Below are 26,035 nucleotides of genomic sequence, written 5' to 3'. Positions count from 1 at the left end.
ATTGCTTGCAATGAAAGGATACAATGCGCTGCCGGGATCTTCCGGTTTCGGGAGAGGAAAAGTACAGTCCAGATACGACTTTCGATGGGGCCTTAAAGCAGGCTATTGCTAAAACGCTAACGGATACCGCCGGCAGGCGTCTGCATAAATGGCCTTGTAAGCATGGTAGCGGGCCATGGTAAATACGATCGCCAGGGCACAAAATGCGGCCATCACCGGGTTGAACCAGGGAGTATGGTTGATGTCGATTTCCAAACCGTTCACCGCCAGGTTAAAATAGAGGTTGGGCACCTGGAAGAGACCCACGAAAACGGTGAAGCTGCCGGTATGTTTTAACAACAGCAGCTTTTGGGTGGGGCGCTTAAAACGGATGTGTACAAAAGCAATGGCCGCAATACTGAAAAAGAATAAAAAGATACAATAAGCGCCGTATACCAGCTTCGCATTCTCTATTTTAAACAGGAATACCGGGGTAAGCAACAGTAAAAAGGCCAGCAGCGACAGTGCTATTTTCGGAAATGTAAAGTATTCCCTGAAAAGCCGGAGCTCTTTTTGACGGCAGGCTTTTCGTGCCGCTTCTTCGCGTTGCCGGATCACATTTGAAAAACCGGAAATGCCAAAGGCGCTGTATACGCGATGGAGCGCCTGGTCAAAATTTGTTTTCGGATTGGCAGCTATATCGGTCTCTATGCTTTCTGCTAGATGATCCACCATTTCCTGCCGGAGATCATAATAGTGTACGCCTTTTTTCTGGCAGAACTGATCCAATGTTTGTATTTGTTCGGTTGTAAGCATGTTTAGAAAGTTTTTTTCATGAATGCCAGGGGGTAGTCCTGTTTGGCTTTTGCGTATATTTTTATCACTGCATAATACCGGGCAATAAATATTAAAGAATACATGATCGTTACAAACAAAAGAAAAATCATAGCAAAAAGTTTAAAATCCCCGGGGATATCTTTTTTAAGGGTTGTGTACCCGTTTACGAATAACACCAGGAGAAGTCCGGTATTGCGGCACAGCGATTTTCTTTTTACACCTTTTAAAAGGAATAAGGGCTTGCTGGTTCGGCCTGGTTGTAATACTATTCCAAGTATGGTAAGTACACAAATAAAGGCCATCAACAGATAATAGACCCGGTGCATCTGCAAGATCACTTTTTCACCGGCGTAAACGAACGGCAAACACAAACAAACTGCCATAAATAGTGTAAGAATCATTTTAGGAGGCGTAAAAAAAGACCAGAAATAGTTGCGGTGGCATCGGGTATATGCATCCTCTATACTGATTTCTTTTGCTTCCACAATGGAACGAAAGCCGTTTTTACCAAATGATTCAAAAACGGGATGCACCAACGAAGGAAAATTGATATCTGTGCGGCGTTGCATTTCCTCTTCTAATTCCGTAGCCAGGTGATCCACCATTTCCATCCGCAGGTCGTAATACTGTACCCCTTTTTGTTCGCAGAACTGTTCGAGGTATTGTATTTGCTTATTAGTAAGCATCCTAGGCCAGTTTCGGGTTAAAGATCAGCTGCAGCGTATTTTTAAAGGCCTCCAGTTCGATCATAGATCGCGCCTGTTCTTTTTTGCCCGATGCCGTCAGCGAATAATATTTACGTACCCGGTTACCCAGGTTTTCCATCTCCACTTCCAGGATGCCCTCCGCTTCCAGCCGGTGCAAAAGAGGATATAAGGCACCTTCCGTGATTTTTAGCTCCCCCGCTGTAAGCTCTTTTACTTTCTGGGTGATCTCGTATCCATACATGCGCCCGTTTTCTTTCAGCAGCTTTAACAGGATAGGCTCGAGACAACCTTTGTATAAATTGGTCTTGTTCACCATAATTGATTTCTTGCATAAAGATACATAAGAAATCGATACATAAGTATTTTAGGTATTTGATTTTTTTGGGGGGCGAAAAAAAATGTTTTAGAACGGCGGTTTACGCTCCGGCTGCTTTTTATTAAAAAGCGGTTGATAATGCCAGCAGCACTTCAACGCGGGTGCCTGTTGCTGCGCCCTGTTCATCTTTAAGATCTGTTACCTGTACCGGTTTAAATACCTGATGTTGACTATTAAAGGCTTCAATCCGTTTAAGGGTAATATCCATTCCGTGCGATTTGCGGTTAAAATTGAGCTGCTCTTTATTTTTCTGGGCAGCAGCCCTTCCGATGCCGTTATCCTCAATTGTTACTAAAAGCATTCCCTGCATTTCAGCGATTGCGATCTTCAGCTTTCCTTCGCGAGTGGAAGGCAGTAACCCATGAAGAATGGCGTTTTCCACAAAGGGTTGTATGATCATGGAAGGGATTTCGATGGTGTCTGCATCTACATTTTGCACATCAATGGTATAGCTAAAACGCTGGTCGAATCGTAGTTGTTCCAGCGCCACATATATTTTTATTACCTCAAGTTCATCTTTCAGAAATATTTTCTTCGAACGGGAATGGTCAAGCGTTAACCGTACCAGCCGCGAAAACTTGCTGATGTACTGGTTGGCCTGGAGCCGGTCATTGCTGTTGATAAAAGAATTAATGGTGTTTAACGAATTGAATATAAAATGCGGATTCATCTGGGTGCGCAGGGCTTTATGCTCCAGTTCATTTAACCGTATTTCAAAATCGCGCCGCAGGCGGCTCTCTTTTTTAATTTGTGCAATACGCCATTTATATAATGCAAATATGATGCATAATGCCAGGCATAGGGCCAGTAAACGGAATTGCCAGGTTGTCCAAAACGCCGGGGTTATGGAAAAATATACCGGTTTGGCGGCTGCAAACCAATGCGTTCCATTTACCGAGGCCTCCGCCAGGAAATGATAGCTACCGGGTGGAAGATTGGTATACCGAGCCTGTCGTTCTTTGAATGCATCAATATATGCCGTATCAAACCCTTTTAGCCGGTAACGGTATCTGATCGCATTGCCGTTGCGGTAGTCCACTGTTAAATAGTGAAACACCAGGTTGTTTTCCTGGTGGTTGAAAACCAGGGGCCCGCTGTTGCTTAGGGTACTCCGCTTCTGATTACCTGCCTGTAAACCGGTGATATAGACTTTGGGAACATAAGCTTTTCTTTTAAGCGCTGAGGGGTAGAAATGATTAAATCCCGTTTGTGTACCGATGAACATTTCTCCGTCCGGTGTCAGGTAATAGGCCGATACACGATGATTGCTTTGTATGAGCCCGTCTTTTTCATCGAAAACGGTCAGGGCTCTCGTTTGCGGGGCGTAACAGGCCAGTCCCCGGTTGCCGATGATCCATATATTTCCTTCCAGATCCTTCAACAAGCCCACAACGTAGGATGATTCAAGCCCCGAATATTTGTTGATCGTTTTTTTGATTTGTCTGGTTTGAGGGTCTATGATATAAACACCATAATAGCCGCATGCATAAATCATTCCGCCAGAGTCCTGCTCTACGGCAAAGATATTGTTATCCTTTTGCGACCCCGGTGGAAGGATTGTATACAAGCGGTCCTTTTGCCGGTCATAATAACTCAATCCCCTGCTCTGTGCAAACCACCAGTTGTCGGAACGGTCTGCAAAAAAATGTGTGGTATAACCGTTCACAATTTGTTTGAGCGTTGGGTGGGTTGCGAACGTTTGAACACTGCCGGTAAGGGGATTGAGCATATAGAATTGAGCCCCGGTGGCTATAAGGAAGTTCCCATTTTTATCGGCGGTGATCCTGTGAAATTCGTTGCTTAGCTTTTCGTTCTGCAGCTTTGCCGAAAAAACGGTTTTTTCAATACGGCCGTCGGGTAGCATTCTTCCAAGCCCCGATCCAAACGCCCCGATCCACAGCCTGTTTTTCCGGTCCGGGATAACCGCGCGCAGTGTACGGGTCATGAAAGGGCCGGTGCCTTTATCATAGTAGGGATAAAAAGTACTGATTGCGTTTCCCCGGTTCCATTTAATCAAATATCCATTGGTGCCGATCCACATTTGCCCCCTGGCATCCTGGTAAAAACAATTCACCACATCCTTATATTTTTTTCCCCTGCGGTCGGAAAAAGACAATACGGAGGCCATCGCAGGAGGGTCAAGACTGCTGTAGGAAACCCCGTTGCCGTGTACGGCAAGCACCCCCGTGCTTGTAACCATTACGCGACGGATAAAATTACTCGCAACAGATGATGGATCGTCCGGGTCATTGATATACTGTACTGCCGTTTTCTTACGGATATTTAAAATATACAGCCCGTGATACCGTGACCCCATGGCGTATTCTTCGTCGTTGATTTTTGCTATTTCGCTGCCATATCCGGTAATTTTTTCACCTCTTTGGGTACGCCAACTGTTTACAAGCTCTGTTTTTCCCGAACGGATATTCATCAATACCACGGTATCCCTGGCCAGGCTGCAGGCCAGCCATTCGTCATTGTTCACTCTGCACAAACTCCATGCATTATGATAAGAAAAGGTACGGATCAGCAGCTCTTTTGAAAGATCCACCATCAGGGTTTCTCCGCGTACACCCAACAGCCAGACATCTTTTTCCACATGGCTTACCGCGAGTATTTCGTTATAGTTTTTAATGATGGCCGACAATTTGTTAAGTGGCCGTACCTGTGCTCCGTGCGGTACAAGGAAGGCACTATCCCTGGTAAGCAAAAGCAAACCCGACATGCTTTCCCGTATAAAAACGACCTTTTCAAGCGGCAGTTTCCCTGGGTTGGGAAGGGTTAAAAAAACGGCGGTATTTTCGCTTTTGTATTGAATGCCTACCGGCGTTGCAATCCACAAAGTACCGCGACGGTCACAATAAATTGCCTTGATGCGGCTGTTTCCAATACCACTTTTATTATATGAAGTATAGCTGTCAACATGTAGGCCGTCAAACACATTTACACCCTCGTCGGTAGCAATACACAAGCGTCCGAGGCGGTCTTCACAAAACTGGATCCCCTGGTCGCTAAGCAACCCATTTGTACTATTCAGGTGTCTGAAACTAAGTGTTTGTGCCGGCAACCGGATCTGAGAAGTACAACAAAGCAGTATAAGGATAATGAGGCGCACTTTGTTATAAACGAGAGCGTAAAGTTAGTTCATCACTTCCGGTTGGTCAAAAAAACGGCCCCGATTTCGTTAACTCAAATGCCAGTTTTGTTAAATCAAATGCCGGCTTGGTTATATTTGATGCATCTTTACAAAAAACAAGGAATGTCTATTTCCTGTATCAAACGATTATTAACGGGTTTATTGCTCATTCTTTTCACAGGTGCTGCAGCGTCTGCGCAATCAAAGGCGGATTCCTGGGAAAGCGTATCCGGGCAGGGAAAGGGGACCATTACGGTGCTTTGGGATGAAATCGAGCCGTTTATTTACAGAACCAAAGAGGGAACGCTGATAGGCGTGGAGTATGAATTAATGGAGGGGCTCAAAACCTTTCTGAAGAAGCATTACAACGTGCAGCTCGAAATTAACTGGAAGGAAGTTAGTGCATTTGAAGACATTTACCCCCTTATCAGGGATGCTGCCCGGCCGGGGATTTTTGCCGTTTCCTATTATTCCATAACAGAAGCGCGAAAGAAGGATGTTCGCTTTTCACCGCCCTATATGCCGGATCTCAACGTACTTGTAACCAATAACCAGGTGCCTGTATTTGAAAGCCGGGCGGACTTTCGTACACAAGTAAAATCGTTGCACGGGTATACGCAGCGTGGTACTACCATGGAAACGGACCTCCGGCAACTGCAGACGCAATATTTTCCGGCGCTGCCGGTTTCTTACGATACGGATGATTATGCAATTTTAAAGCGGGTGTCACAAACCCCGGGGTCGATGGCCTATGTGCCGGTGGCCATTTATGTGGTGGCCCTGCAAAGGGGATATAAGATTAAGCGCCAGCGGCTGTTTGATGTTCATCGCGAGGGATTTGCGGCAATATATCCGAAAAACAGCGACTGGGAGGCCCCGGTAACCGCTTATTTTAATTCTGAGGAATGCCATACATTGGTGGCGTCCCTGATCCGGAAATACCTGGGAGAAGAGGTGGCGGCGATCATCCTGGGTGTTTCGGCGGCTGATGACGATCAGGACAGCTCAGATGATATCGGCCTGCTGACCAAGGAACGCGAAATAGTAACCCACCGGCTGATGGATGCTGCAGTTGAACTGGAACGACAGCAGTGGTATCGCAATATGACGTTGTTGCTGCTGGGTTGCTCGGTTGTGTTCATACTGCTGCTTTATACAAGATTTCGCACCAAGCAACGGCTAAACAGTGCGCTGAAACAACGCAATCAGCTGATCAGTGCGCAAAATGCGCAGATTGACCAGATGAATCGCAGGCTGCAGTTAAAAGTGTTGCAAACCCGTATGAATCCGCACTTTTTGTTCAATTCGCTAAACGCGATACAGTATTTTGTTATGGGAGGAGATAACCGGCTGACGCTCCAGTATATTAAGCGTTTTTCCGGCTTTTTAAGAAAACTGATCCAGTTTGGCGATGAAACGGTTATTACATTGGCAGACGAAATAGCCTTGCTGAAAGCCTATCTTTGGCTGGAGCAAAGCCGCTTTCCCGACCTGTTGGAATATGAAGTGACTGCAACAAACGCAGACCCTAACCAGCAGTTGCTTCCGCTGCTTACACATGCTATCGTGGAGAAACAGCTGTATAAACGGCTCCTGGATCATGGAATACCGGGTAAACTGCAGGTGCAGTTTAATCCCGGTACAGACGTACTTACCGTAGTGATAACCGTAGCCATAACGGGTAATGCAGTGCCAGGGGAAGCGGATGTTGATGAAAGCACATCGGATGAGCGCAATTCGCTGTACGAGCGGATCCGGCTTTTTAACCGGAATAGTAAACGTAAAATATCCGTGATCACCGAAGAACATGCAACCTTAAGTACAACCATTATCACTGTTCCGCAACCGCTGTTTGAACCGGTGACCGCCGGAAGCAACGGCTCATAAAAACTAAATCCAATGAAGTACAAAGCCATTATCGTAGAAGATGAAATAAAAAACCGGAATTTTCTGGAAAGCCTGATTGCAGAATTTTGTCCTGAACTTTTTGTCGGCGGCATGGCGGCAACGGTAACCGATGCGGTCCGGCTGATAGAGCAGGAACAACCGGACATTGTGTTTATGGACATTGAACTGCAGCCCGGAACGGGGTTTGATGTTTTGAAAGCGCTCCGGCAACATAATTTTCAGCTCATTTTTATAACGGCCTACGATCATTATGCCATAAAGGCCATAAAGTTCAGCGCGATTGATTATATCCTGAAACCGATCGACATTGAAGAGTTGCAGGCCGCTACGCAGAAGGCTATTGACGCCGTCCGGCGGCAGCAGGAAAACGGCATTGGGTTACTGATGCAGAATCTTAACCGGATGAAAGAGAACAATTTTTCCATCAGTCTTTCTACCTCCGACGGCGTAGAATATGTGCAGTTGGGAACGATCATCCGCCTCGAGGCCAGCGGTCCTTATACCACCTTCTTTATTAAAGGCCGCGATAAAATTATGGTGAGTAAAAACCTCAAAGAATACGAGTTGCTCTTAACGGATCATGGCTTTTTACGGGTGCACAATTCGCATATGATCAATTTAAAGGAGGTGCAGAAAATGATTAAGACAGACGGCGGCTATGCCGTTATGAGCGATGCCTCCATGATTGCCATTTCTCCCAAGAAAAAGGAAGAATTCCTGCTGCAAATGTCGCACCGGCTGGTATAAAAAAGAGGCCGTCTCAAAAGTCCGTCATTTCGAGCGTAACGCAGTGAAGCCGGGAAATCTTCAATATATATTTCAGTTAATGAGATTTCTCCTCCCGATAGCAATCGGGACCGCTTCGTCCCACAAGGGCGGGATCGAAATGACGGTTCCGGACTTTTGAAACAGCCTCTTGCGGATAAGGCAAAAAGGATTTAGAAAAGTTCTTTAGAAAAACGGGTTGCAGCGGATCTGTTCAGATTAACCGGACGGGGTTGCTGGCCGGCATTCCGGAGATTGGCCAACAGTCGTTGATAAGCGGCAGGATTAACCGGTTTGAAAAACTGGAGCAAACGGTTGCGCCCCCTGGTTTTTAAGCCCATATCTTTCATAAGCTGATCCAGATGCTGAAAATTGAACGGTGCTATACAAAGACCGCTGAACTCCGTGGCCACCGGTCGCACCTTTTTTTTCCATTGTTCTATAACGGCCCGTTCTTTTATAAGATCACTTTGCACGGGCAACTCAATGTTCCCGCTTACATATTCGGCAAGCCAGTTGGCCGCAATTTCCGATGTAAGTGTGGAGAACAGACTGGAATTAAATCCTACAAAACCCAGCATCGGCAGGTTTGGGCTGATGATGTTCCGGTGCAGCATAAACTGTCCGTTTTCGTTGCAGATCAGTCGCTGGTAATCGCCGTTGAGGAAGGGGAGGCGCTGCCGGAACCCGGTGCCCATTACCACCAGGTCGGGCCGGATGATGGTTCCGTTTTTCAGCAGGAGTCCATCCCTGGAAAAGGAATCGATTTCCGTACAAATGGCCCTGATCTTATGCGTGCGTACTTTTTCATAAAAGCCTTCAGGCGCTACTCCCAGGCTGCAGCTTACCTGGTCTTCGATCCGGTGTGCTGGCAGCATACCGCATTCTTTAAGACGAAACTGTTTTTTTAACAGCAGCTCCACGCCGCGCCATTGCATCCACACCAGGGGTTTGCCAATGCTATGCAACAGTTTTTGAAATGCCGTTTGACGATAGGACCGGAAAAAAGCTTCGGAAAAGCGGGAAAACAAAAGGTATTTGAGGTTGATCTTTCCCCCAAAAAAACGGGGCACTTTCCATTGCGCTTTCCGGTAAAGCAGGGTACAGGAGGCGGCGGTATCAGCTGCCTGGGTGGCAATATCCGTGGCTGATTTGGCAAATCCTACTACAGCAACATCTTTGTTTTCCAAAAGAGTGTTGCTGGTAACTTCCGAACTGTGCAGGATCTGCCCGCCGGCCGCGGTAAAGGCTTCCATGCCCGGGAAAGGCGGCAGGTATTTTTCATGGAAGGTGCCCGTGCATATAACTACAAAGTCGAAGGTATAGGTTTGGAAATTTCCCGAGACCGTATTTGCCGTTTTCAGATGCCAGCCTTCCTCATTATAGGTCATATCCAGCACCTGTACGTTGAAGCAGATGGAATCGCTGATGCAAAAGTGCGTTGCATAGTTGTTGAGGTATTCATTCATCTGTTCTCCGGTGGGCCATTCATGATAATGATCCGGCATCGGGAAATCCGTATAGGCATATTCGTTTTTTGTGGTTTGGGTTGAAACATTGATATAAAACCGGTTCCGGTCCCAAACGCCCCCGATGGCGCTGGCTTTTTCCAGTACGACCACTTTATAACCGCGTTCCCGGAAGGTTTTTGCGGTGGTAAGGCCACTGATACCGGCTCCGATAATTCCTATTGTTTGCATGGATTGCTTGTTTAATGTTTGAGAATAAGGACCGGATGCTTTGGTCCGGCCAATAAAAACCCCTCCCGGCCCCGCCAAAGAAGGGTATTGCACATCGGAATGCCGGACTATTTTTTTGACACGCTAAACCCACCTTTATTGAAGCCAAGCTGGTTGTCTTTCCAGGTGCCTTCCATAGAAGTGAATGCAGCATTTAGCGTAGCTACCGTGGAGTAGCTAATGTCGGCGCCGGAATGATAGGTGGTCTTCACCGTGCTGTTCTCAAGGGTGTAACTGCCTTCTGCCTTTACGGCCTTTGAGGTATCGGTATTGCCGGAATAAACACGCACGGTGCCATTCGACCGGAACAGGAAGGAATAAAAAAGATCGGGAGTGGTGTTGCCTATGCCGTAATTCCCTGCCCAGTAACCTTCAACAGTAGGCGGTGGCGGTGTTACTGTTTCTTTGTTTTTTTTACAGGAAGCAAAAAAGGCAACGGATAAAACGGATGCACCTACTAAGATTCGAAACGTCATTTTTTTCATGATAAGATTTTAAAAAGTGAATGATAATGGTTTCTTCTAATGAAACTGAGTGCAAGATATCCGCGGTGCATCGCCTGCAGAAGATGCAGTTAACGGGGAGCCGACTTTGATTAATCAATTACTTAAATGGCTGAATATTTAAAAGGAAGAGATAATGCAGAAATGCCAAGGAATGGATGAATAGCTTTATGTTAACCGTTCAGGGATGCCTGTTTTAACAAAATCTTCCAGATTGACTTTTGTAATTTGAGTCTTCATCGTCCTGTTCCTATTCCCGTAAACTAATTGTATGATGAAGCATTTTTTCAAACCGTTGTTGCTGCCCTTCCTTATATTGGTTGGCACTGATATTGGTGCCCGGGACTCCGCTTATATAAACTTCAGATTTCAACCCCAGCTCAATCCTCGTAAGTTTTATATTAAAATATACGATGGAATTAATGAAATAACCATTACACCACAATCAAAAAACTACTGGAATGGTTCGCTTTTTGCACCCTTTGGCCTGATCGAAATAGGGTACAAAAAAAGCGATTCCACTACTGCTATAAAGCGATGTTTTTTTAAAAAAGGGCCATCGGTTCTCAAACTTATCATGGTCGCCGACAGCCTGGCATATTATGCCATTGATGAGCGCGGTTCTGCAAATATGGTGTCTTATAAAAGCATGGGAGGAGCCAATTATGATGCGTTTATTAAGCCGCATTACGACACGCTGATTCGGTTTTATCAGGACAATAAAGCCCGTTTAGGAACAGAACCGGCACTTTTGGAGAAAGCTTTTGCACTGGGTGATGTTATTTTTTATAAGAATTTAGAATTTATAAAACAACACCCGAACCTTTATCTGTCACTTTGGATATTTCAAAACAGCATTATTCAATCCGCTCTGCTGCCTCCCGACAGTCTGCTGGTTTTTTACCAGACCATCCTGCCCGACAAGTATAAAAACTCGCCGGCAGCCCAACACACCCGTAACCTGCTGCAAAACAAAATCGCCGTAAATTCTGGCGGAACATTTCCGGATTTTTCGGCAGTTGACGTTGAGAAAAAAAGTTATTCCGCTGCCGGTCTTAAAAACAGGTATGTCTTGATCCAGTTCTGGGCTTCCTGGTGTAAACCCTGTATCCAGGAGGTTCCGATCTTAAAAAAGATACACGAAAAATACAAAGACGCTCCTTTTACGCTGATTTCATTCAGTATTGACCAGGACTCGCTTGCTTTTCGGAAAGCCATTGTACAACACGCTATGGACTGGCCGCAGGTATTTGGAGACGACCGGCTTTATAAAGCGCTTTTGGTGATCCCTATCCCCCAGCTTTATCTGATTGATAAAACGGGGAAGACCATTTATAACAGTACTTTCATAAACGACAAGGAGTTGAACTTGCTGAAAAAGATCCTTGCGGAGCACCTGGATAACAGGAATTAGATATGGGCCGGCGGGGAACCTAGGAAATGAAAAAACGATCGGCATCCCTCCAGAACGGAAATTTGTTGCGGACCTCTTCCAGTTTGGTCTTATGAAGCGTGATCGTGTGGATATCTTCTTCATCCGCCTTATGGTACAAAATTTCTCCCAACGGATCAATCACCATACTATCGCCGCTATAATAGATACCGTTACCGTCTTCTCCTACACGGTTCACCCCTACCACATAGCATTGGTTTTCGATGGCCCTTGCCTGCAACAGGGTCTTCCAGGCCAGGCTTCGCCGCTGCGGCCAGTTGGCCACGTTCAGGAGCAGGTCGTACTCCGGCTGTTCTGCAGATTCGGAAGGCGTTGGGCCCATGTTTTGCCGGGCCCATACCGGGAAGCGGAGATCGTAGCAAACCTGAAGATGGATCTTCCAGCCGTTCACGGAAGCAATCAACCGCTTATTGCCCGCGGTGTAATGTTGATCTTCTCCTGCAAAAGCAAAACGGTGCCGCTTGTCGTACAGGCCGTACTGTCCATTGGGCAACATCCAGATCAGCCGGTTAAAATAACCGGTACCTTCCTTTATGATCAGGCTGCCGGTTAAAATAACCCGGTGGGCGGCTGCTATTTCCCGCATCCACTGTATGGTGGGGCCATCCATGGTTTCTGCCAGCAGTTCCGGCCGCATAGAAAACCCGGTAGAGAACATTTCCGGAAGCACAATGATCTGCGCCTTTTCGGTAATGTTCTCGATCTTCTGTTGCAGCATCGATCGGTTGGCCGTTTTATCCTCCCAATGGAGCCGGGTTTGTATCAGGGTAATTGTTAGAGACATACCAGGGGTAAAGTTCGGTTATTTTGAAGAAAGGCGTGCGGCATCTTCTTCCTTTTCCAGCTGGCGGCTGGTTTTACGGCTGCCGTCGTGGCTATAGCCGGGGCGGCCAAACAAATAACCCAACCGCTGTTTCCAGGTAATTCCGGGCTGACGGATATCCCTGAAAACCTGTACCCATTCATGAAAAATGATGGTAAAAGCGTTGGGGCTTTCCAGGTTGTGCGTGAGACCATAACGGATCGGACCGTATTCTTTTTCCGGAAGTTCTTCCTGGAAGGTGCCGAATAGCTTATCCCAAACGATCAGGAACATGCCCATGTTTTTATCCAGGTATTTGGGGTTGGAGCCATGATGCACCCGGTGGTGCGATGGAGTAACGAGGATTTTTTCCAGCCAGCCCAGCTTGCCCACCAACTCGGTATGCACCAGGGTGCCCCATATTTGTGTGGCCGAGTACATAAACAGGATATCCAAAGGGCGAAAACCGATCCAGGCCAGGGGAATAAAGAAAATAAAACGATAAAGCGGTTCAAAGACCGACGACCGGAATCCTACACTGAAATTGAATTTTTGAGAGCTGTGATGGGTAACATGCACGGCCCAAAGAAAACGGGTGGTATGATCCAGGCGATGCAGCCAGTAATATACAAAGTCTTCGAGCACCAGTAGCAGGAGCCAGTACAGCACCGCATTGCGGATCGGATGAAAAGGGCTGTGATTGGCTACCTGCGTAAGCACCCACAGGTAAGACAGCTTAAAGGCTGTGTCGATAAGCCCGTTGGCCAGGGTTAGATAAATATTGGTAAGGGTATCCCTTAAGGTGTAGGTTTTTTTATGGAAATGAACGTTCGACAACAGGATCTCCGCCCCGATAATAACGATATAAAACGGAGTGGAAAACAACAGCAGTATTTGTTCGTGGTAACTGTAGCGATGCATGGCAATGGCTATTTGATCGTATGAAGCAGTGGTTGAAACAGGTCGGGCTCAAATCCCCGTTGCATCAGGAATGTGGCCGTTTTTTTCATTTTTATAAAACGGTTGCGTTCTCCCTTCAGACTATTCCATTTCTGGTGCAGCAGTTCGGTAAGGGTTTGTTCGTAGGCCGCCTCGTCGATCTCCTTCATGCCGGTTTTAATGCAGTACGGGCTGACCTGTTTTTGCTGCAAGGCCGTTTTTATTTTATTGCGGCCCCATTTTTTATGCCGAAAATGCCCTCCGGCAAAGGCTTTTGCAAACCGTTCCTCGTTTAAATAATTTTCCTCAATCAGGGCTGCAATAATCGCGTCATGTTCTTTTCTCCACACACCCAGTTCAAATAATTTATTGATCACATCCTGGTGGCAGCGTTCGCTGTAGGCACAGTAATGTTGCAGTTTCTTCAATGCCTGTTCGGGCGAAAGCCGCATATTTGAAGTTTCCTGTTTCATGGCTATTCCTCCAGCCTTGCGGTACAGCCGAATTCGTTTTTCAGGTAATCATCGTAATGATCGGCCTGCTCAAAAAGGTTGCGGAATTCTTCAATGCCCGATTCGCGCGTCATATCCAGGTCATAAAATAGCCGGCTCAGTACAATATTGTTCTTATTGCAGCTCAGCACCAGCCCATGAGATTTATTGTTTTCCTGCAGCAGGTATTGATACAGGGGTTTTATTTTGGCGGCTTCGGGAGGCATCTGGCAGAGATAGGCATCACCTGCTATAAAATAATTATCGGGGTTATAGCTGATATTGATCTTTGCCGAGCCTTGTTTTACACTCCATTGATTGGTCCCGTCACGGGCCAGCCGCACATCCTTTCCCAGTTCTTTTAAAATGTCTTCGATTAGTTTGGCCACGCCCATCAGCTCCGCCTCTTTTTCGGGCACCTGCAGCAATTTTACCTCAGACCCGCAATTGGGGCAGTATTTATTGTTGTCGATGTTTCCTGCCGTTACCAGCGAATCGCAGCTGGAGCAGCGAACGGCTTCCTGACCTTTGTACGGCAGGTAAAGATCAATCGCTTCTTTCAGATAGCTGGCCGGAAGTGCAAACCCCAGGTTATCGCCTCCCTTTATGATAAAGGAATTTACACCGATCACATCGCCGGCATAATCTACCAGCGGCCCCCCGCTGTTTCCCGGGTTAATCGCTGCATCGATCTGGATGTATTTAAGACCTTCCCGGATACGATCTACCTTGGAAATAACGCCCTGTGTGGCAGAATAACTCAGGTTATAAGGATGGCCAATAGCAATGACATTATCACCATCCTTCATAAGATCATAATTGCCCATATTTACTTCAGGCAGCTCTACACCGGAAGGCGGCTGCAAAAAAGCCAGGTCGTGTTTAGGGTCGGTATACAGCACGCGTGAAAGCTGTTTTTCAAAAAGCTTTCCCTGTATGGTTACTTCGGGGGTATTGTTAACCACGTGATTATTGGTGATGATAAGACCTGCCGTTTTTAAATAAAACCCCGTTCCGGTACCGGTTTGTGTAGCGATCTGGATAATGGCCTGCTGATATTTATTAATAATTTCCTGCGTGTTCATAAAATGTTCCGTTAATGAATGAGTCCTATGCCGGTATGTCCATATTCAGCTTTTCGATCTGGGTGGTGAAGCTATAGTTGAACGCCAGCAGACCAGAGAAATTCAACCCTTCGGTTCTGAAGCTCATATAAGGGTAGCGCTCTTTCCATTGTGCTTCAACCGTGCGGATATATCTGATAATGGTATCTTCCTTAAAGCGCCCGGAACCGGTATCGTAGAGATCCTCCGTATAGCCCAGGGCTTTGAAAAAGGAGGGATAATTCACCTGCATAAACAGACGCACCAACAAGGTAATGGGCCGGGGAAGACTGTAGGAATACTGGCAATAAGAGAGGCCGTATTCCATCAGTTTATTGGCAAAGTATTCATATCCGTTATCGCGGTACCAGAGCATATTTTCGTTTGCCTCATGTATAGCATCCGCCATAACTTTATGCACCTGCGGGGTTACTATGGAAAACGTGTACTTGGAGCGGAACAGGTTTTTAAAGATCTCCTCCCTGGGTTTTGTCTTCAGTTCCCTGAAGGCCTCGATCATATCCCGGTTTTTGTCCACAATAGAGCGCTCATCTTTTTTAAAATAGATTGCTCCTATTTTTTCCAGCAGGTTCAGCAGCTGGCCTTCGGGGGTGATGAGGAAGTCGATGCGGTACACCAGGCTCAGCAGCAGGTACGAAATGCCTCCGGAAAATTTATCGGCATCAATACCGGCAATTTTTTCCAGTGTTTCATCAATCCAGCTGATCATGGAATCGTATTTTACCTGTTTTTCCTTTTCCGAAAGCGGTGTAATATGGTCCTGATCTACTGCCGCCAGATGCGAAAAGTCCTCGATCAGCAAATCATCCTGTTTGTCCGATTTTGTGGCCAGTTCTTTTAGCCCATAATACAGTTTATTGGGATTAGCGGTGCTCAGGTCTGTGTCAAAACGCATGCACAGCTCATTGTTGTTTAAGGCAAAGCGGCTGTAATACAGGCCGAAATTCATTTCCAGCAACCGGCGCATCACCGGTACGGAAGGTTCTGCCATTAAGGCCAGCTTTACATCGGCCGACAGGCGGTTGTCGCGGATCTCGCCACGGATGATCTTGGATCCCTGGAACAGCTCAAAGGAGGCTGTATCCCCGTTGCGGGTATAACGCACATTTTGTACGGCATCGTCCTTCAGGTAATCAAAAAAGGCGTCTACCGACGCGGCGTAGTTTTTTTCTTTAAACAGGCTGTCAGCATCTTTCCAGCGGCGTACTTTTCCGGACATCTTATTATTATCCGAATACCGGCCGAACTCGATGGAAGGGTTGCCCTGTGCGGAGGGCTCTTCCTTCCCTCTGACCCAATTTAAAATTTTATTCAACATAGGCCTTTTTTTAAGTCGGGGAAGTTACTAAACCTTATCAAACTACCTAAAAAATTTTGCCCGGGGGCAAATCAGCGTTTTTCCCCCTATATTTACCGAAAAATGGGCATAGATTTTTCGAAACTTTATTGAATAAAATAGTAGTTTCGCTACCTCCATTTTGCCCTAACAGGGAACAGAAACGTAAAAATTAATATAACAACAGATGAAATTTATTGCATCGTCATCGGCTTTACTGAAACAACTTCAAAATATTTCAGGGGTAATTAATGCGAACAATGTATTGCCCATTTTGGAGGATTTCTTGTTTGATATTGATAAAAACCGTCTGACTATTGTAGCCACCGACCTCGAAACAGTAATGAAAACGGAGATGCAGGTAGAGGCAAAAGACAGCGGCCGCGTTTGTATTCCCGCAAAAATCCTGATCGATTCTTTAAAAAACATCCCCGAGCAACCGCTTACTTTTAATATTGACAAGAATTACAGTGTTGAAATTACCAGCGATAACGGAAAGTACAAGGTAATGGGAGAAAACCCGGATAATTTCCCGAAAGATCCTACGGCAGATGATGCGTCCAGCTTTACGATGACATCCTCCGCCCTGGTAACTGCCATCAATAAAACCCTGTTTGCCACCAGCACCGACGATCTGCGTCCGGCAATGACCGGCGTGTACTTCGAACTGGATAAAAAAGGCATCCAGTTTGTGGCCACCGATGCACACCGTTTGGTTCGGTATAAGCGAACCGATGTAAGCTCTCCCAATGTGGATACATTTATCGTTCCGCGTAAGCCGCTGAACCTGTTAAAATCGGCCCTGCCGGATAATAGCGACGAGATCACCATTAATTACAATACCAACCATTTCTTTGTAATCCATGGCACCACTCAAATGAGTTGCCGGCTGATCGATGCCCGGTTCCCGGATTACAAGGTGGTGATTCCTGCAGAAAACCCGTACCGGCTAACTGTAAACAGGACTGAATTCCTGGGAGCCCTGCGCCGGGTAAGTGTATTCAGTAATAAAAGCACCTACCAGGTGGCCCTGAATATCAGTGGCAGTGAACTACAGCTGGCAGCACAGGATGTGGATTTCAGCTTTGAAGGAAATGAGCGCATGAAATGCCAGTATAACGGCGAAGACCTGGTGATTGCCTTCAATGCCAAGTTCCTGATCGAAATGCTCAATGCAACAGATAGTGACGAGGTATACATGGAACTGAGCACGCCTACAAAAGCAGGCCTGATTAAACCTGTGGATCAGGAAGAAAATGAAGAACAATTGATGTTGGTGATGCCGTTGATGCTGAACCAATAAACAAAATGATATTTTTTAAATCTGCCTGATTAGGCGGTTGAGCCTGACTAATGCTGCCTTTGGCAAAATGGTCAGGTTTTATTTATTAGAGAGCCTTCTGCAATGATTTCTACAAAAGTTTGCATCATCGGCGCCGGACCCGGAGGCGCTACTGCCGCCCTCCAGCTGAATAAAGAGGGTATCGACTGCATCGTGGTCGACAAAGCGGTTTTCCCCCGGGATAAGGTTTGTGGCGACGGTTTAAGCGGCAAAGTACTTACCTGTTTAAAAAAGATCGACCCCCTTGTGGCGGAACGGCTGAAACAGGCCGGGTTTAAGCTCAACAGCTGGGGCGTGAGTTTTATTGCGCCGAACCGCCGGGTGCTGGAAGTGGGCTACCGGCCCGATTTTAATGCGGAGGACCACCATCACAAGGAAGTACCCATCGGTTATGTATGCAAGCGGATGGTTTTTGACCAGTTTCTGGTAGAGGAACTAAAACGCTGCGCACACGTAACACTTTACGAGGGGGTTGCGGTTACAGAATATACACTGGAAGCAGATGGCTATCGTGTGAGCGATGGTAAGGGGTTTGTGGTAAAGGCAGACCTGCTGATCATTGCCAACGGGGCACATTCGTCCTTTACAAAAAAAGTAGCCGGCATCCAGATGGAACCAGCGCATTATGTAGCAGGTCTGCGGGCGTATTATAAAAACGTAGAAGGCATGCATCCGGAAAACTTTATTGAGCTGCATTTTTTAAAAAGCCTGCTGCCCGGTTATTTTTGGATCTTTCCGCTGCCTAACGGCCAAGCCAATGTTGGGGTAGGCATGCTTAGTGAAACCATCGCCCGCAAAAAAGTCAATCTGAAAAAAGAATTGATCCGTATTGTAGAACAGGACCCGGTGTTTAAAGAGCGGTTTAAGAATGCGCAGCTGGAAGGCCCAATTGAAGGCTATGGCCTGCCTCTGGGTAGCAAAAAAAGAGTGCTTACGGGGGAACGGTACATGCTGGTAGGAGATGCCGCCTTTCTTATCGATCCGTTTACCGGCGAAGGCATTGGTAATGCTATGGGCTCTGGCCGTTTGGCGGCATTACAGGCTGTAAAAGCCATTCAGACCAGTGATTTTTCCGCGGCGGGCCTTTCCGGTTATGATAAGGACATCGAACGCGTATTGGGGTCCGAATTACGACTGAGTACCCGTATTCAAAAGCTGGTGCATTATCCTCGTTTGTTTAACCTGCTTATCAATATCAGTGCCCGTAACAAAAAGGTACAGGAGCTCCTGTCCTGTATGTTTTATGAGGTCGATCTGCGGAAGAAGTTAACAAAGCCTTCGTTTTATATCGGGTTATTGCTCAATAAATAAAAACGGCGCTAATTTTGCAATAGATCCTATATTTAAAATGATCCTATGCTACAAAAAATATTTCGGGGTGCGTTGTTGTTAACAACCGTATTAACGCTGGCCTGCAATGCCGGTAAAAATCTGAATACCCAGGTACATGAAAGAGATGCAGACGGACGGGATGTAAAGCTTAAATATCCGCAGCAGCAAACGGAAACACCTCAGAACGTTAATATGTCCTATGATTTTGAGCAGCTGTTTACGGATGCGCAAAACAAAAAGCTCGACAGCCTGGTGCGGGTGTTTGAAAAAAGCAACCTGATAACGATCAAACTAGTAACACTGCCGGCAGATAAAGTTACCGCCAGCTCTTTTGAAAGCAATAATAAAAACCTGCTGAAAGAGTGGGCCGGGGTACACGGCAACACCGATAAAGCCCTGGTGGTTTCCATCAGCAGGGGGCTGAATAAAGCCGCCATCGATTATGGCCCGTTTGTCGGAAAATTATTATCCCGATCTGAGGCAGATCATATCATCAACAATGATTTCCTTCCCGCGCTTCAAGGCGGTACTGTATACAATGGCGTCCTGCAAGGCCTTAATGACCTGATGGATACCATTCGGAGGAATATTAAATAACTACGCAGCTCTTGCAGCGTATAAGCCCTATAAGGTTTTTTTAAAACCCTATAGGGCTTTTTTCTTACTTTTGCCGCGCATTGGTTAAATGTTCACTTTTACAAAGGAATATTTATTAAAAGGGAATCAGGTGCAAATCCTGAACAGACCCGCTACTGTAAGTCCTATGCAACGTGTTTAACAATCTGAAGCCACTGTGGTGCTGCAAGCGCTATGGGAAGGCAGTTAAAAACGGGGATAAGTCAGGAGACCTGCCAACGCAGTTTTTGTTTTAAGCTTTCGTGGAATAAGGCTTGGAATGCAAATGCGCTGGTAGCTGTTACCCATTTGTTTTCTGTTTATTTCAGGTGAAGCTGTTTGATGAACTCAAATAGTAATGAGCCGATTTTATTTTTGGATCCGGTTTTCCGGAATAATAACCCTTTTGTACGGCATCGGTTGTACGGATGGGATGGCACAGATCCAGGACACTGCGTATGCCAGGGTACTGGATAGCGTATGGATCCGTTCCGGCAGGGCCGTTGTTCAGTTCAATACCGCTACGCCTGTTCAAACGCTTACCGGCAGCCGGCTGCAGCAGGTAAACAGTTTTTCGGTAGCGGATGCGCTGCGCTATTTTTCAGGTGTACAGCTCAAGGATTACGGCGGCATCGGCGGACTAAAAACCCTGAATGTAAGAAGCCTGGGGGCACAGCACCTGGGTGTTTTTTACGACGGGCTGCAGCTGGGCAATGCGCAGAACGGCATTGTTGACCTGGGGAAATTTTCACTGGACAATATTGATGCACTGAGTTTGTATAATAGCCAGAACACCTCCACACTTCAATCTGCAAGGAACTTTGGAAGCGCTGCCGCATTGTTTATAAAATCAAAACAACCGGTATTTGAACCGCACAAAAAATACCAAATAAGCGCGGCATTTAAAACGGGCTCCTTTGGGTTAATAAATCCCTCGCTGTACTGGCAGCAAAAAGTAGCCGGGAATATGGCCACAACGGTTAGCGTAGAAACCGTTCATGCGCATGGAAGATATAAGACCCGTTATCAAAAGCAGGCATATGATACCACCATTGTACGGCAGAATGCAGACGTGGCATCCCGGAGAATGGAATTTGCAGTGCAGAATCTGCATAAGGATGCGACCACTCATTGGAAACTACAAGCCTATTTTTATAATGCTGAAAGAGGATTGCCGGGCGCCGTTGTTGCAGAGCGGTTTTATAATGCGCAGCGGCTCTGGGACCGCAATTTCTTTACGCAGGGCATGTGGCGCAAACAAATCAATACCCGTTATCAACTTTTGGTACAGGGAAAGTACGCTAACGACTATACCCGGTACCTGGATACTACCATCAAAAAGATCGGCGGGGCACCACTTAACAACACTTATCGCCAGCAGGAATATGACGCGTCACTGGTAAATGAATACCTCATTGCAGCCGGATGGAGCGTGTCGCTGGCCACAGACTGGATTGTAAATAAAATGCAAGCAAACCTCGATCATTTTGCGTATCCGGTACGAAGCACCGGGCTGGTGGCGATTGCCACCGAGCTGAAACGGAAACGCTTCATGGCCGCCGGTAATTTGCTGGGAACGTTTACCCGGGAAAAGGTGAGCACCGGGGCGGCGGCAGGAAACAAGGATGTGTTAACGCCCGCCATCAGTGCCTCCTGGCGGCCCTGGAATCATCTTCCCATCAGTGTTCGCTCTTTTTACAAACGCATTTTCAGAATGCCTTCATTCAACGACCTGTATTACACGATCATTGGCAATGCCACGCTGAAGCCGGAATACACCACCCAGTATGATATCGGGCTTCAGTATAAAAAGAACCTCGCCGACACGGGATCCTGTATCAGCCTGCAGGCGGATGTATACTATAATGCCATCCGGGATAAAATTATTGCCATCCCGGCCAATAACCTGTTCCGCTGGAGCATGATCAATATGGGAAAAGTAGCAGTAAGGGGAGCGGATCTACGGTTTACCTATGCCATCGCTATTCAGCACCGGGTATTTCTTAACAGCACGCTTACCTATTCGTATCAGCGGGCGGTAAACAAAACGGCAGGAGAGCGGTCCTATAATCAGCAGATCCCCTATGCTCCCAAACACAGCGGATCCACAACGGTGCAGACAGCGTATCGCAGCTGGGGTCTTAACTATAGTTTTATATATACCGGGGAGCGGTATATGCTTCCGGAAAACGATCCGCAAAATTACCTGGAACCCTGGTATACACACGACCTGTCGCTTACGAAAACGGTCCGGTTAAAACAGACGAACGCTGTGCTGGCCCTGGAAGTGAACAACCTGCTGAATCAATACTATGATGTTGTGGTCAATTATCCCATGCCGGGCCGGAACTACCTTCTAAAAATTGCCTTTAACTTATAAAATACAGTACATGAAACAAAACCGATGGATGCCCGCTTTTATGTTCTTAGCATGCTTACTGCTTTTAGGTGCCTGCAGGAAGGACCATGACCGGACGCCGCCGCCTCAGAAGACTGAAAAAGACACCACCAGTACCGGATTTTATTTATTAAATGAAGGCGGGTGGGGCTATAACAACGCAACGCTGGATTATTTTGATTCGCACAACGGGGTGTACGAGCGTGATGTGTTTACCAAAGCGAATCCGGATGCCGTACTGGGTTTGGGCGATACCGGGAATGATATCGGTGTATATGGCAGCAAATTATATATCGTAATGAACTGGTCAAAAAAAATAGAGATACTGGATGCCCGCACCGCCCGGCGGATCAAAGTACTAACCGATCAAACACATAAGGCCATCGAAAATGCGCGTTATATCACCTTTGCGAATGGCTATGCTTATCTGAGCTCTTATACGACTTCCGAAAAAGGAATGGTGCTGGAAATAGACACGGCTACGCTTAGCATCACAAGAACGGTGGAAGTAGGGCGGCAGCCGGATGAGCTGACGGTGGTGGGTAATAAATTATACGTTGCCAATAGCGGAGGTTATAGTCCGTCCAATTTGGAGGACTATATTTCTGTGGTTGATTTGCCGGCTTTTAAGGTGACTAAGGCCATAACGGTTGCGCCCAATTTGAGGCGGCTGAAAAAAGACAGTAACGGGTATCTGTATATCTGCCCCTGGGGCACTACCAATAACCTATATATAGTGGATACAAAAACCGACCAATTAACCGACTCCATAGGGGTAAAGGTAGAAGATTTTACCATTGTGCGGGATACGGCATATGTATATGGAACCGATTATGGCGGAGGGCAGCATGCTTATACACGGGTAGATCTCAAAAGCAAAAAAGTAATACCCGGATCGTTTATTACAGATGGCACAAAGATCGTCATTCCCTATGGCCTTGCCGTGGATCCAAGCAATGGCAGTATTTATATAGCTGATGCGCGGAATTACAGCGAAGCGGGCGACCTCTATTGCTTTGATGCTTATGGAAAGCTAAAAAACACGATAAGAAAAACGGGGATTATTCCTGGCCATATAGCTTTTTATAACCGGAACGGAGCTCCCCGCCGTTAAATTTTTTATGCACCTCAACGTACGATCCATTGTATAGCAATCAAACAAAAAATAAACACATGAAAAGACCATATTCCATGAGACCATTAACAACCAACAAAAAAAAATTCACATGAAACAATTTTTCTTTTTTGCATTCCTTCTTTTAATAGCAATGAGCAGCTGTAATAAAGATAAGGATGTAACTACTACACCCGTATACAGTTTTTCCGTAACTACAGACACCATCAATGCCGTTATCCAAAAGCCGGTGGTCATTGAATCGAACAAGACCGGTGGTTCTGAGGCCACAGTTGCCTGGATCGTTGACGGTAAAGAGTTGTCGTCAGCACATGCATTTACGCATGTATTTGAAGTAGCCGGTTTTTACAAAGTGCTTTTCAAAGCCCGGAATGATGCAGGGGTATTTGAAAAGGAATTTATTATTGATGTAGCGCCCAAAGTGCGTGAAGGCGGGGCAAGTCAATATATTTCAAGAATCCTGGAATATTTGCCGGCTCCTGGTCAGTTTATTAATGTGGCGCCGGGTAATGTAGCAAGCGCTGAAGGCATTGTAGGAAAGAACAGCGGATTGGTAACATTGGGCGCATATGGAGGATACGTCACTTTTACATTTGACCATTCGGTTCAAAATAAGGAAGGCGCCGATCTTGCGATTTATGGGAATCCGGCAAAGCCGCCAACAGACTGGAGCGAACCGGGCATCGTAATGGTAAGCCGCGATGATAATGGAAACGGGATTGCAGATGATGCCTGGTATGAGCTGGCCGGCAGCGAATATAACAGCGCGGAAACGATCAAAAATTATAAAATCACCTATTATAATCCGAAAGTCTATGCAAACGTACCCTGGAAGGATAACCAGGGCCATTCAGGAGCCGTGGAGATCAATGCCTTTCATAAGCAGCAATATTATCCGTTGTTTGCCCCTAACCAGGATTCGCTCGTATTTACCGGTACCCTGCTGAAAAGTACGTTTGGACAGGTAAGCGGCATCTGGATCAATGCCGGTTTTAGCTGGGGATATGCGGATTCCTATTCCTCCGGTGATGACTATGATACAAAAAAATATAACTCTTTTGATATTTCCCGGGCGGTGGATGCCAGTGGTAAACCTGTTCAGCTGAAGGCGATCGATTTTGTAAAGGTCTATACCGCTCAAAACAACAAAGGAAACGCATTAATGGGCGAGATCTCCACTGAGATCAAGGGCGCCGAAGATTTACATTTTGGAAAATAAAAATTGAATAATGAATATGTATATGAAACAACCGTTACACAAATTACTGCTGCTATTAACGTTGGGGATGCTGCTGCAGGCCTGCTCCAAAAACGACGATTATTTCCGGGAACGTCCACGGCCTAATCCATTAGAAAATGCGCAGCCTTATTCCAGCGGCTTTTTTGTGATCACTGAAGGGTCGTACGGACAAATGGCCGGAACCGTTAATTTCTATGCCTATGGGGCAGATACCATTGTTACCCGGGCCTATGAAAAAGCAAATCCCGGTAAGGTTACTGCAAATGCTTCTTTGTCCAGTACCCTGCAATTTGCTACGTTGTACAACCAAAAGCTGTACCTGGTCAGCAAGCTAAACGGACCCATTGTCCGGTTGGATGCACGCACCTTAAAGGAAGAAGTGCGGTATAACCAGGAATCCAGCAACTGGAGAAGCCTGATCGGTGTAAGGGATAACCTGGGGCTGGTAAGCGCGGCCGATGGGGTTTACGCAATTAATCTGAATACACTGGCTGTGCAGTATAAACTGAGTTCGGTTTCCGCTGTTAATACCGGAGATATGCTGAAAGAAGGAAATTACGTATACCTGTTACAGGCCAATGGTGCAAAGATCATCGATGCAACGAATTATTCATTTGTAAAAAGCTTTGCAAACATCAGCCGGGGTTTTGCCCGAACCCCCAATGGAAAAGTATGGGCATCTGCCGGCAGCCGTCTGATCGCCATCGATAAAAACCTGGATACCGTGGGTGTTGCATTACCGGTGAGTATCGGCTCGTTTGGGTTAGATGCACCCACCAGGATCACCGCTTCTACAAAGGAGAATGCGGTTTTTTATCATTCCGGGGCTGCTATTTATAAATATGTAGATGGCAATGCCGGATCGGTTGGCCAACCGTTTATTACAATCAGTGAATCTCCGTTTATGGTATATGGTGCTATCCGGTACGACCGGAACAAAGACTACCTGGTGGTGAACGGCATTAAGGGATATGGCGGATTAGCCGGAGTAAACTTTCTTTTGATCTATAATGCTTCTACAGGAGCATTGGTGAAGAAAATCGTATACGGAAATGATGGCTCCGTTGTGGATTTTAACCATATTTATTTCCCGGGGCTCGCCGTTTTTTATTAACCGGAACCTTGTTAAAGAAACGGTTGGGATTGCCGGAATATGGCCTTTTTAATAAACAGGATTATACACTTGATAAGAAGCCGGTGTTATGTGATGACAACCGGTTTCTTATTTTCATCCACGGCCACAAAAGAAAATACACCGCTTACTGCTTTTTCGCGGTGTGTGCTGTACATCTGCTCTACATAAATATCTACCTGTACTTTCATACTCGTATTGCCGATATGTATAATGGAACCCGTTAGTTCGATGATCGTTCCCGAGGGGATAGGATGTTTAAAGTCGATCCGGTCGCTGCTTACCGTTACCATCCGCAGCCGGCTGTAGCGGGTAGCGGTAATAAAGGCCACTTCATCCATCAGCTGCATGGCCATACCGCCAAATAACGTGTCGTAATGGTTGGTGGTATTGGGAAAAACGGCTTTATAAATACGGGTCGCTGCCGCGGCGATCCGGTCTTCTGTATGCATGTGTAATTGGTTTTAAAACTGAAAGCGGGAAAAGAACGTTACGTGCCGGACGAATCCTTATAGAATACGCCCAGGATCCCTTTTAGCTTGTGCTGAAATTGTTGTTGATGATATTGTGCTTTGAGCGCTTTTAAACATTCGGCACAGAGGCAATCTTCATACTGCTTAAAGATAAAATCCCGTTCCTCATTATTCAGGGAAACGGTGCTGCATTGGCAAAGAAGAATACTGCCCACCTTGCATTCAAAAGGTTGTTTACAGCGTGGGCAGTATTTATCTTCATGTTGGCACATA

23 protein-coding genes and 1 riboswitch are annotated in these 26,035 nt (G+C 46.3%); of the genes, 10 read left to right on the top strand and 13 right to left on the bottom strand.

Going from position 1 to position 26,035, the window contains the following annotated elements; translation table 11 throughout:
• Positions 1-108 precede the first annotated feature (108 nt).
• The 4 genes from LL912_RS17040 to LL912_RS17025 form a co-directional block, all read right to left on the bottom strand.
• On the bottom strand, positions 109-795 hold the full coding sequence (locus tag LL912_RS17040; RefSeq protein ID WP_235554787.1) for a hypothetical protein: 687 nt from the start codon (positions 793-795) through the stop codon (positions 109-111).
• A gap of 2 nt (positions 796-797) precedes the next feature.
• Complete coding sequence (locus LL912_RS17035) at positions 798-1,502, bottom strand: hypothetical protein (RefSeq protein WP_235554786.1); 705 nt, start codon at positions 1,500-1,502, stop codon at positions 798-800.
• A 1-nt stretch (position 1,503) separates the two neighbouring features.
• Positions 1,504-1,839: a PadR family transcriptional regulator gene (locus LL912_RS17030; protein WP_235554785.1), complete on the bottom strand. Its 336-nt coding sequence runs from the start codon at positions 1,837-1,839 to the stop codon at positions 1,504-1,506.
• A 121-nt stretch (positions 1,840-1,960) separates the two neighbouring features.
• Positions 1,961-5,014, bottom strand: a complete 3,054-nt coding sequence (locus LL912_RS17025) for a sensor histidine kinase (RefSeq protein WP_235554784.1) — start codon at positions 5,012-5,014, stop codon at positions 1,961-1,963.
• A gap of 144 nt (positions 5,015-5,158) precedes the next feature.
• Between LL912_RS17025 and LL912_RS17020 the strand changes: the two genes are divergently transcribed.
• A complete protein-coding gene (locus LL912_RS17020; RefSeq protein ID WP_235554783.1) occupies positions 5,159-6,922 on the top strand; it encodes a histidine kinase in 1,764 nt (587 codons plus the stop codon).
• Between the two features lie 12 nt (positions 6,923-6,934).
• A complete protein-coding gene (locus tag LL912_RS17015) occupies positions 6,935-7,690 on the top strand; it encodes a LytR/AlgR family response regulator transcription factor (RefSeq protein ID WP_235554782.1) in 756 nt (251 codons plus the stop codon).
• A 191-nt stretch (positions 7,691-7,881) separates the two neighbouring features.
• Here LL912_RS17015 and LL912_RS17010 read toward each other — a convergent pair whose 3' ends face one another.
• Together LL912_RS17010 and LL912_RS17005 are read right to left on the bottom strand one after the other, a co-directional pair.
• On the bottom strand, positions 7,882-9,408 hold the full coding sequence (locus LL912_RS17010; RefSeq protein ID WP_235554781.1) for a flavin-containing monooxygenase: 1,527 nt from the start codon (positions 9,406-9,408) through the stop codon (positions 7,882-7,884).
• 107 nt (positions 9,409-9,515) lie between these two features.
• Positions 9,516-9,923 carry a hypothetical protein gene (locus LL912_RS17005; protein WP_235554780.1) on the bottom strand — a complete coding sequence of 136 codons (408 nt, stop codon included), beginning with the start codon at positions 9,921-9,923 and terminating at the stop codon, positions 9,516-9,518.
• Between the two features lie 298 nt (positions 9,924-10,221).
• Between LL912_RS17005 and LL912_RS17000 the strand changes: the two genes are divergently transcribed.
• Complete coding sequence (locus tag LL912_RS17000; protein WP_235554779.1) at positions 10,222-11,364, top strand: TlpA family protein disulfide reductase; 1,143 nt, start codon at positions 10,222-10,224, stop codon at positions 11,362-11,364.
• 19 nt (positions 11,365-11,383) lie between these two features.
• Here LL912_RS17000 and LL912_RS16995 read toward each other — a convergent pair whose 3' ends face one another.
• From LL912_RS16995 to LL912_RS16975, 5 genes are read right to left on the bottom strand one after another with little or no spacing between them, the layout of a single operon-like run.
• Positions 11,384-12,187, bottom strand: a complete 804-nt coding sequence (locus LL912_RS16995) for an amidohydrolase (RefSeq protein ID WP_235554778.1) — start codon at positions 12,185-12,187, stop codon at positions 11,384-11,386.
• Between the two features lie 18 nt (positions 12,188-12,205).
• Positions 12,206-13,126 (bottom strand): sterol desaturase family protein, encoded by a 921-nt coding sequence (locus LL912_RS16990; protein ID WP_235554777.1) that lies wholly within the window; start codon positions 13,124-13,126, stop codon positions 12,206-12,208.
• Positions 13,127-13,134: 8 nt separating this feature from the next.
• Entirely contained in the window at positions 13,135-13,617 is a 483-nt protein-coding gene (locus tag LL912_RS16985; RefSeq protein ID WP_235554776.1) for a regulatory protein RecX, read from the bottom strand.
• Between the two features lie 2 nt (positions 13,618-13,619).
• On the bottom strand, positions 13,620-14,720 hold the full coding sequence (locus tag LL912_RS16980; RefSeq protein ID WP_235554775.1) for a trypsin-like peptidase domain-containing protein: 1,101 nt from the start codon (positions 14,718-14,720) through the stop codon (positions 13,620-13,622).
• Positions 14,721-14,745: 25 nt separating this feature from the next.
• Positions 14,746-16,077: a hypothetical protein gene (locus tag LL912_RS16975; protein ID WP_235554774.1), complete on the bottom strand. Its 1,332-nt coding sequence runs from the start codon at positions 16,075-16,077 to the stop codon at positions 14,746-14,748.
• Positions 16,078-16,282: 205 nt separating this feature from the next.
• Here LL912_RS16975 and dnaN point away from each other — a divergent pair, with 205 nt between their 5' ends.
• The 7 genes from dnaN (at position 16,283) to LL912_RS16940 (ending at position 25,271) form a co-directional block, all read left to right on the top strand.
• On the top strand, positions 16,283-17,398 hold the full coding sequence (dnaN, locus tag LL912_RS16970; protein WP_231005542.1) for a DNA polymerase III subunit beta: 1,116 nt from the start codon (positions 16,283-16,285) through the stop codon (positions 17,396-17,398).
• A 102-nt stretch (positions 17,399-17,500) separates the two neighbouring features.
• On the top strand, positions 17,501-18,748 hold the full coding sequence (locus LL912_RS16965) for an NAD(P)/FAD-dependent oxidoreductase (RefSeq protein WP_235554773.1): 1,248 nt from the start codon (positions 17,501-17,503) through the stop codon (positions 18,746-18,748).
• 45 nt (positions 18,749-18,793) lie between these two features.
• Positions 18,794-19,366, top strand: a complete 573-nt coding sequence (locus LL912_RS16960; protein WP_235554772.1) for a TPM domain-containing protein — start codon at positions 18,794-18,796, stop codon at positions 19,364-19,366.
• Between the two features lie 64 nt (positions 19,367-19,430).
• Positions 19,431-19,639, top strand: a riboswitch (cobalamin riboswitch).
• Between the two features lie 103 nt (positions 19,640-19,742).
• Positions 19,743-21,764 (top strand): TonB-dependent receptor, encoded by a 2,022-nt coding sequence (locus tag LL912_RS16955; protein WP_235554771.1) that lies wholly within the window; start codon positions 19,743-19,745, stop codon positions 21,762-21,764.
• A 10-nt stretch (positions 21,765-21,774) separates the two neighbouring features.
• The gene (locus LL912_RS16950) at positions 21,775-22,896 is read left to right on the top strand and encodes a YncE family protein (RefSeq protein ID WP_235554770.1); all 1,122 of its coding nucleotides are present in this window, start codon (positions 21,775-21,777) and stop codon (positions 22,894-22,896) included.
• Positions 22,897-23,008: 112 nt separating this feature from the next.
• Complete coding sequence (locus LL912_RS16945; protein WP_235554769.1) at positions 23,009-24,136, top strand: hypothetical protein; 1,128 nt, start codon at positions 23,009-23,011, stop codon at positions 24,134-24,136.
• A 10-nt stretch (positions 24,137-24,146) separates the two neighbouring features.
• Positions 24,147-25,271, top strand: a complete 1,125-nt coding sequence (locus tag LL912_RS16940; protein WP_235554768.1) for a DUF5074 domain-containing protein — start codon at positions 24,147-24,149, stop codon at positions 25,269-25,271.
• 86 nt (positions 25,272-25,357) lie between these two features.
• Here LL912_RS16940 and LL912_RS16935 read toward each other — a convergent pair whose 3' ends face one another.
• Together LL912_RS16935 and LL912_RS16930 are read right to left on the bottom strand one after the other, a co-directional pair.
• Complete coding sequence (locus LL912_RS16935; protein ID WP_235554767.1) at positions 25,358-25,741, bottom strand: acyl-CoA thioesterase; 384 nt, start codon at positions 25,739-25,741, stop codon at positions 25,358-25,360.
• Positions 25,742-25,779: 38 nt separating this feature from the next.
• Entirely contained in the window at positions 25,780-26,034 is a 255-nt protein-coding gene (locus LL912_RS16930; RefSeq protein ID WP_235554766.1) for a cysteine-rich CWC family protein, read from the bottom strand.
• Between the last annotated feature and the right edge of the window lies 1 nt (position 26,035).

Source organism: Niabella agricola (assembly GCF_021538615.1).
GTDB lineage: Bacteria > Bacteroidota > Bacteroidia > Chitinophagales > Chitinophagaceae > Niabella > Niabella agricola.
This window is presented reverse-complemented; position numbering and strand designations above follow the sequence as displayed.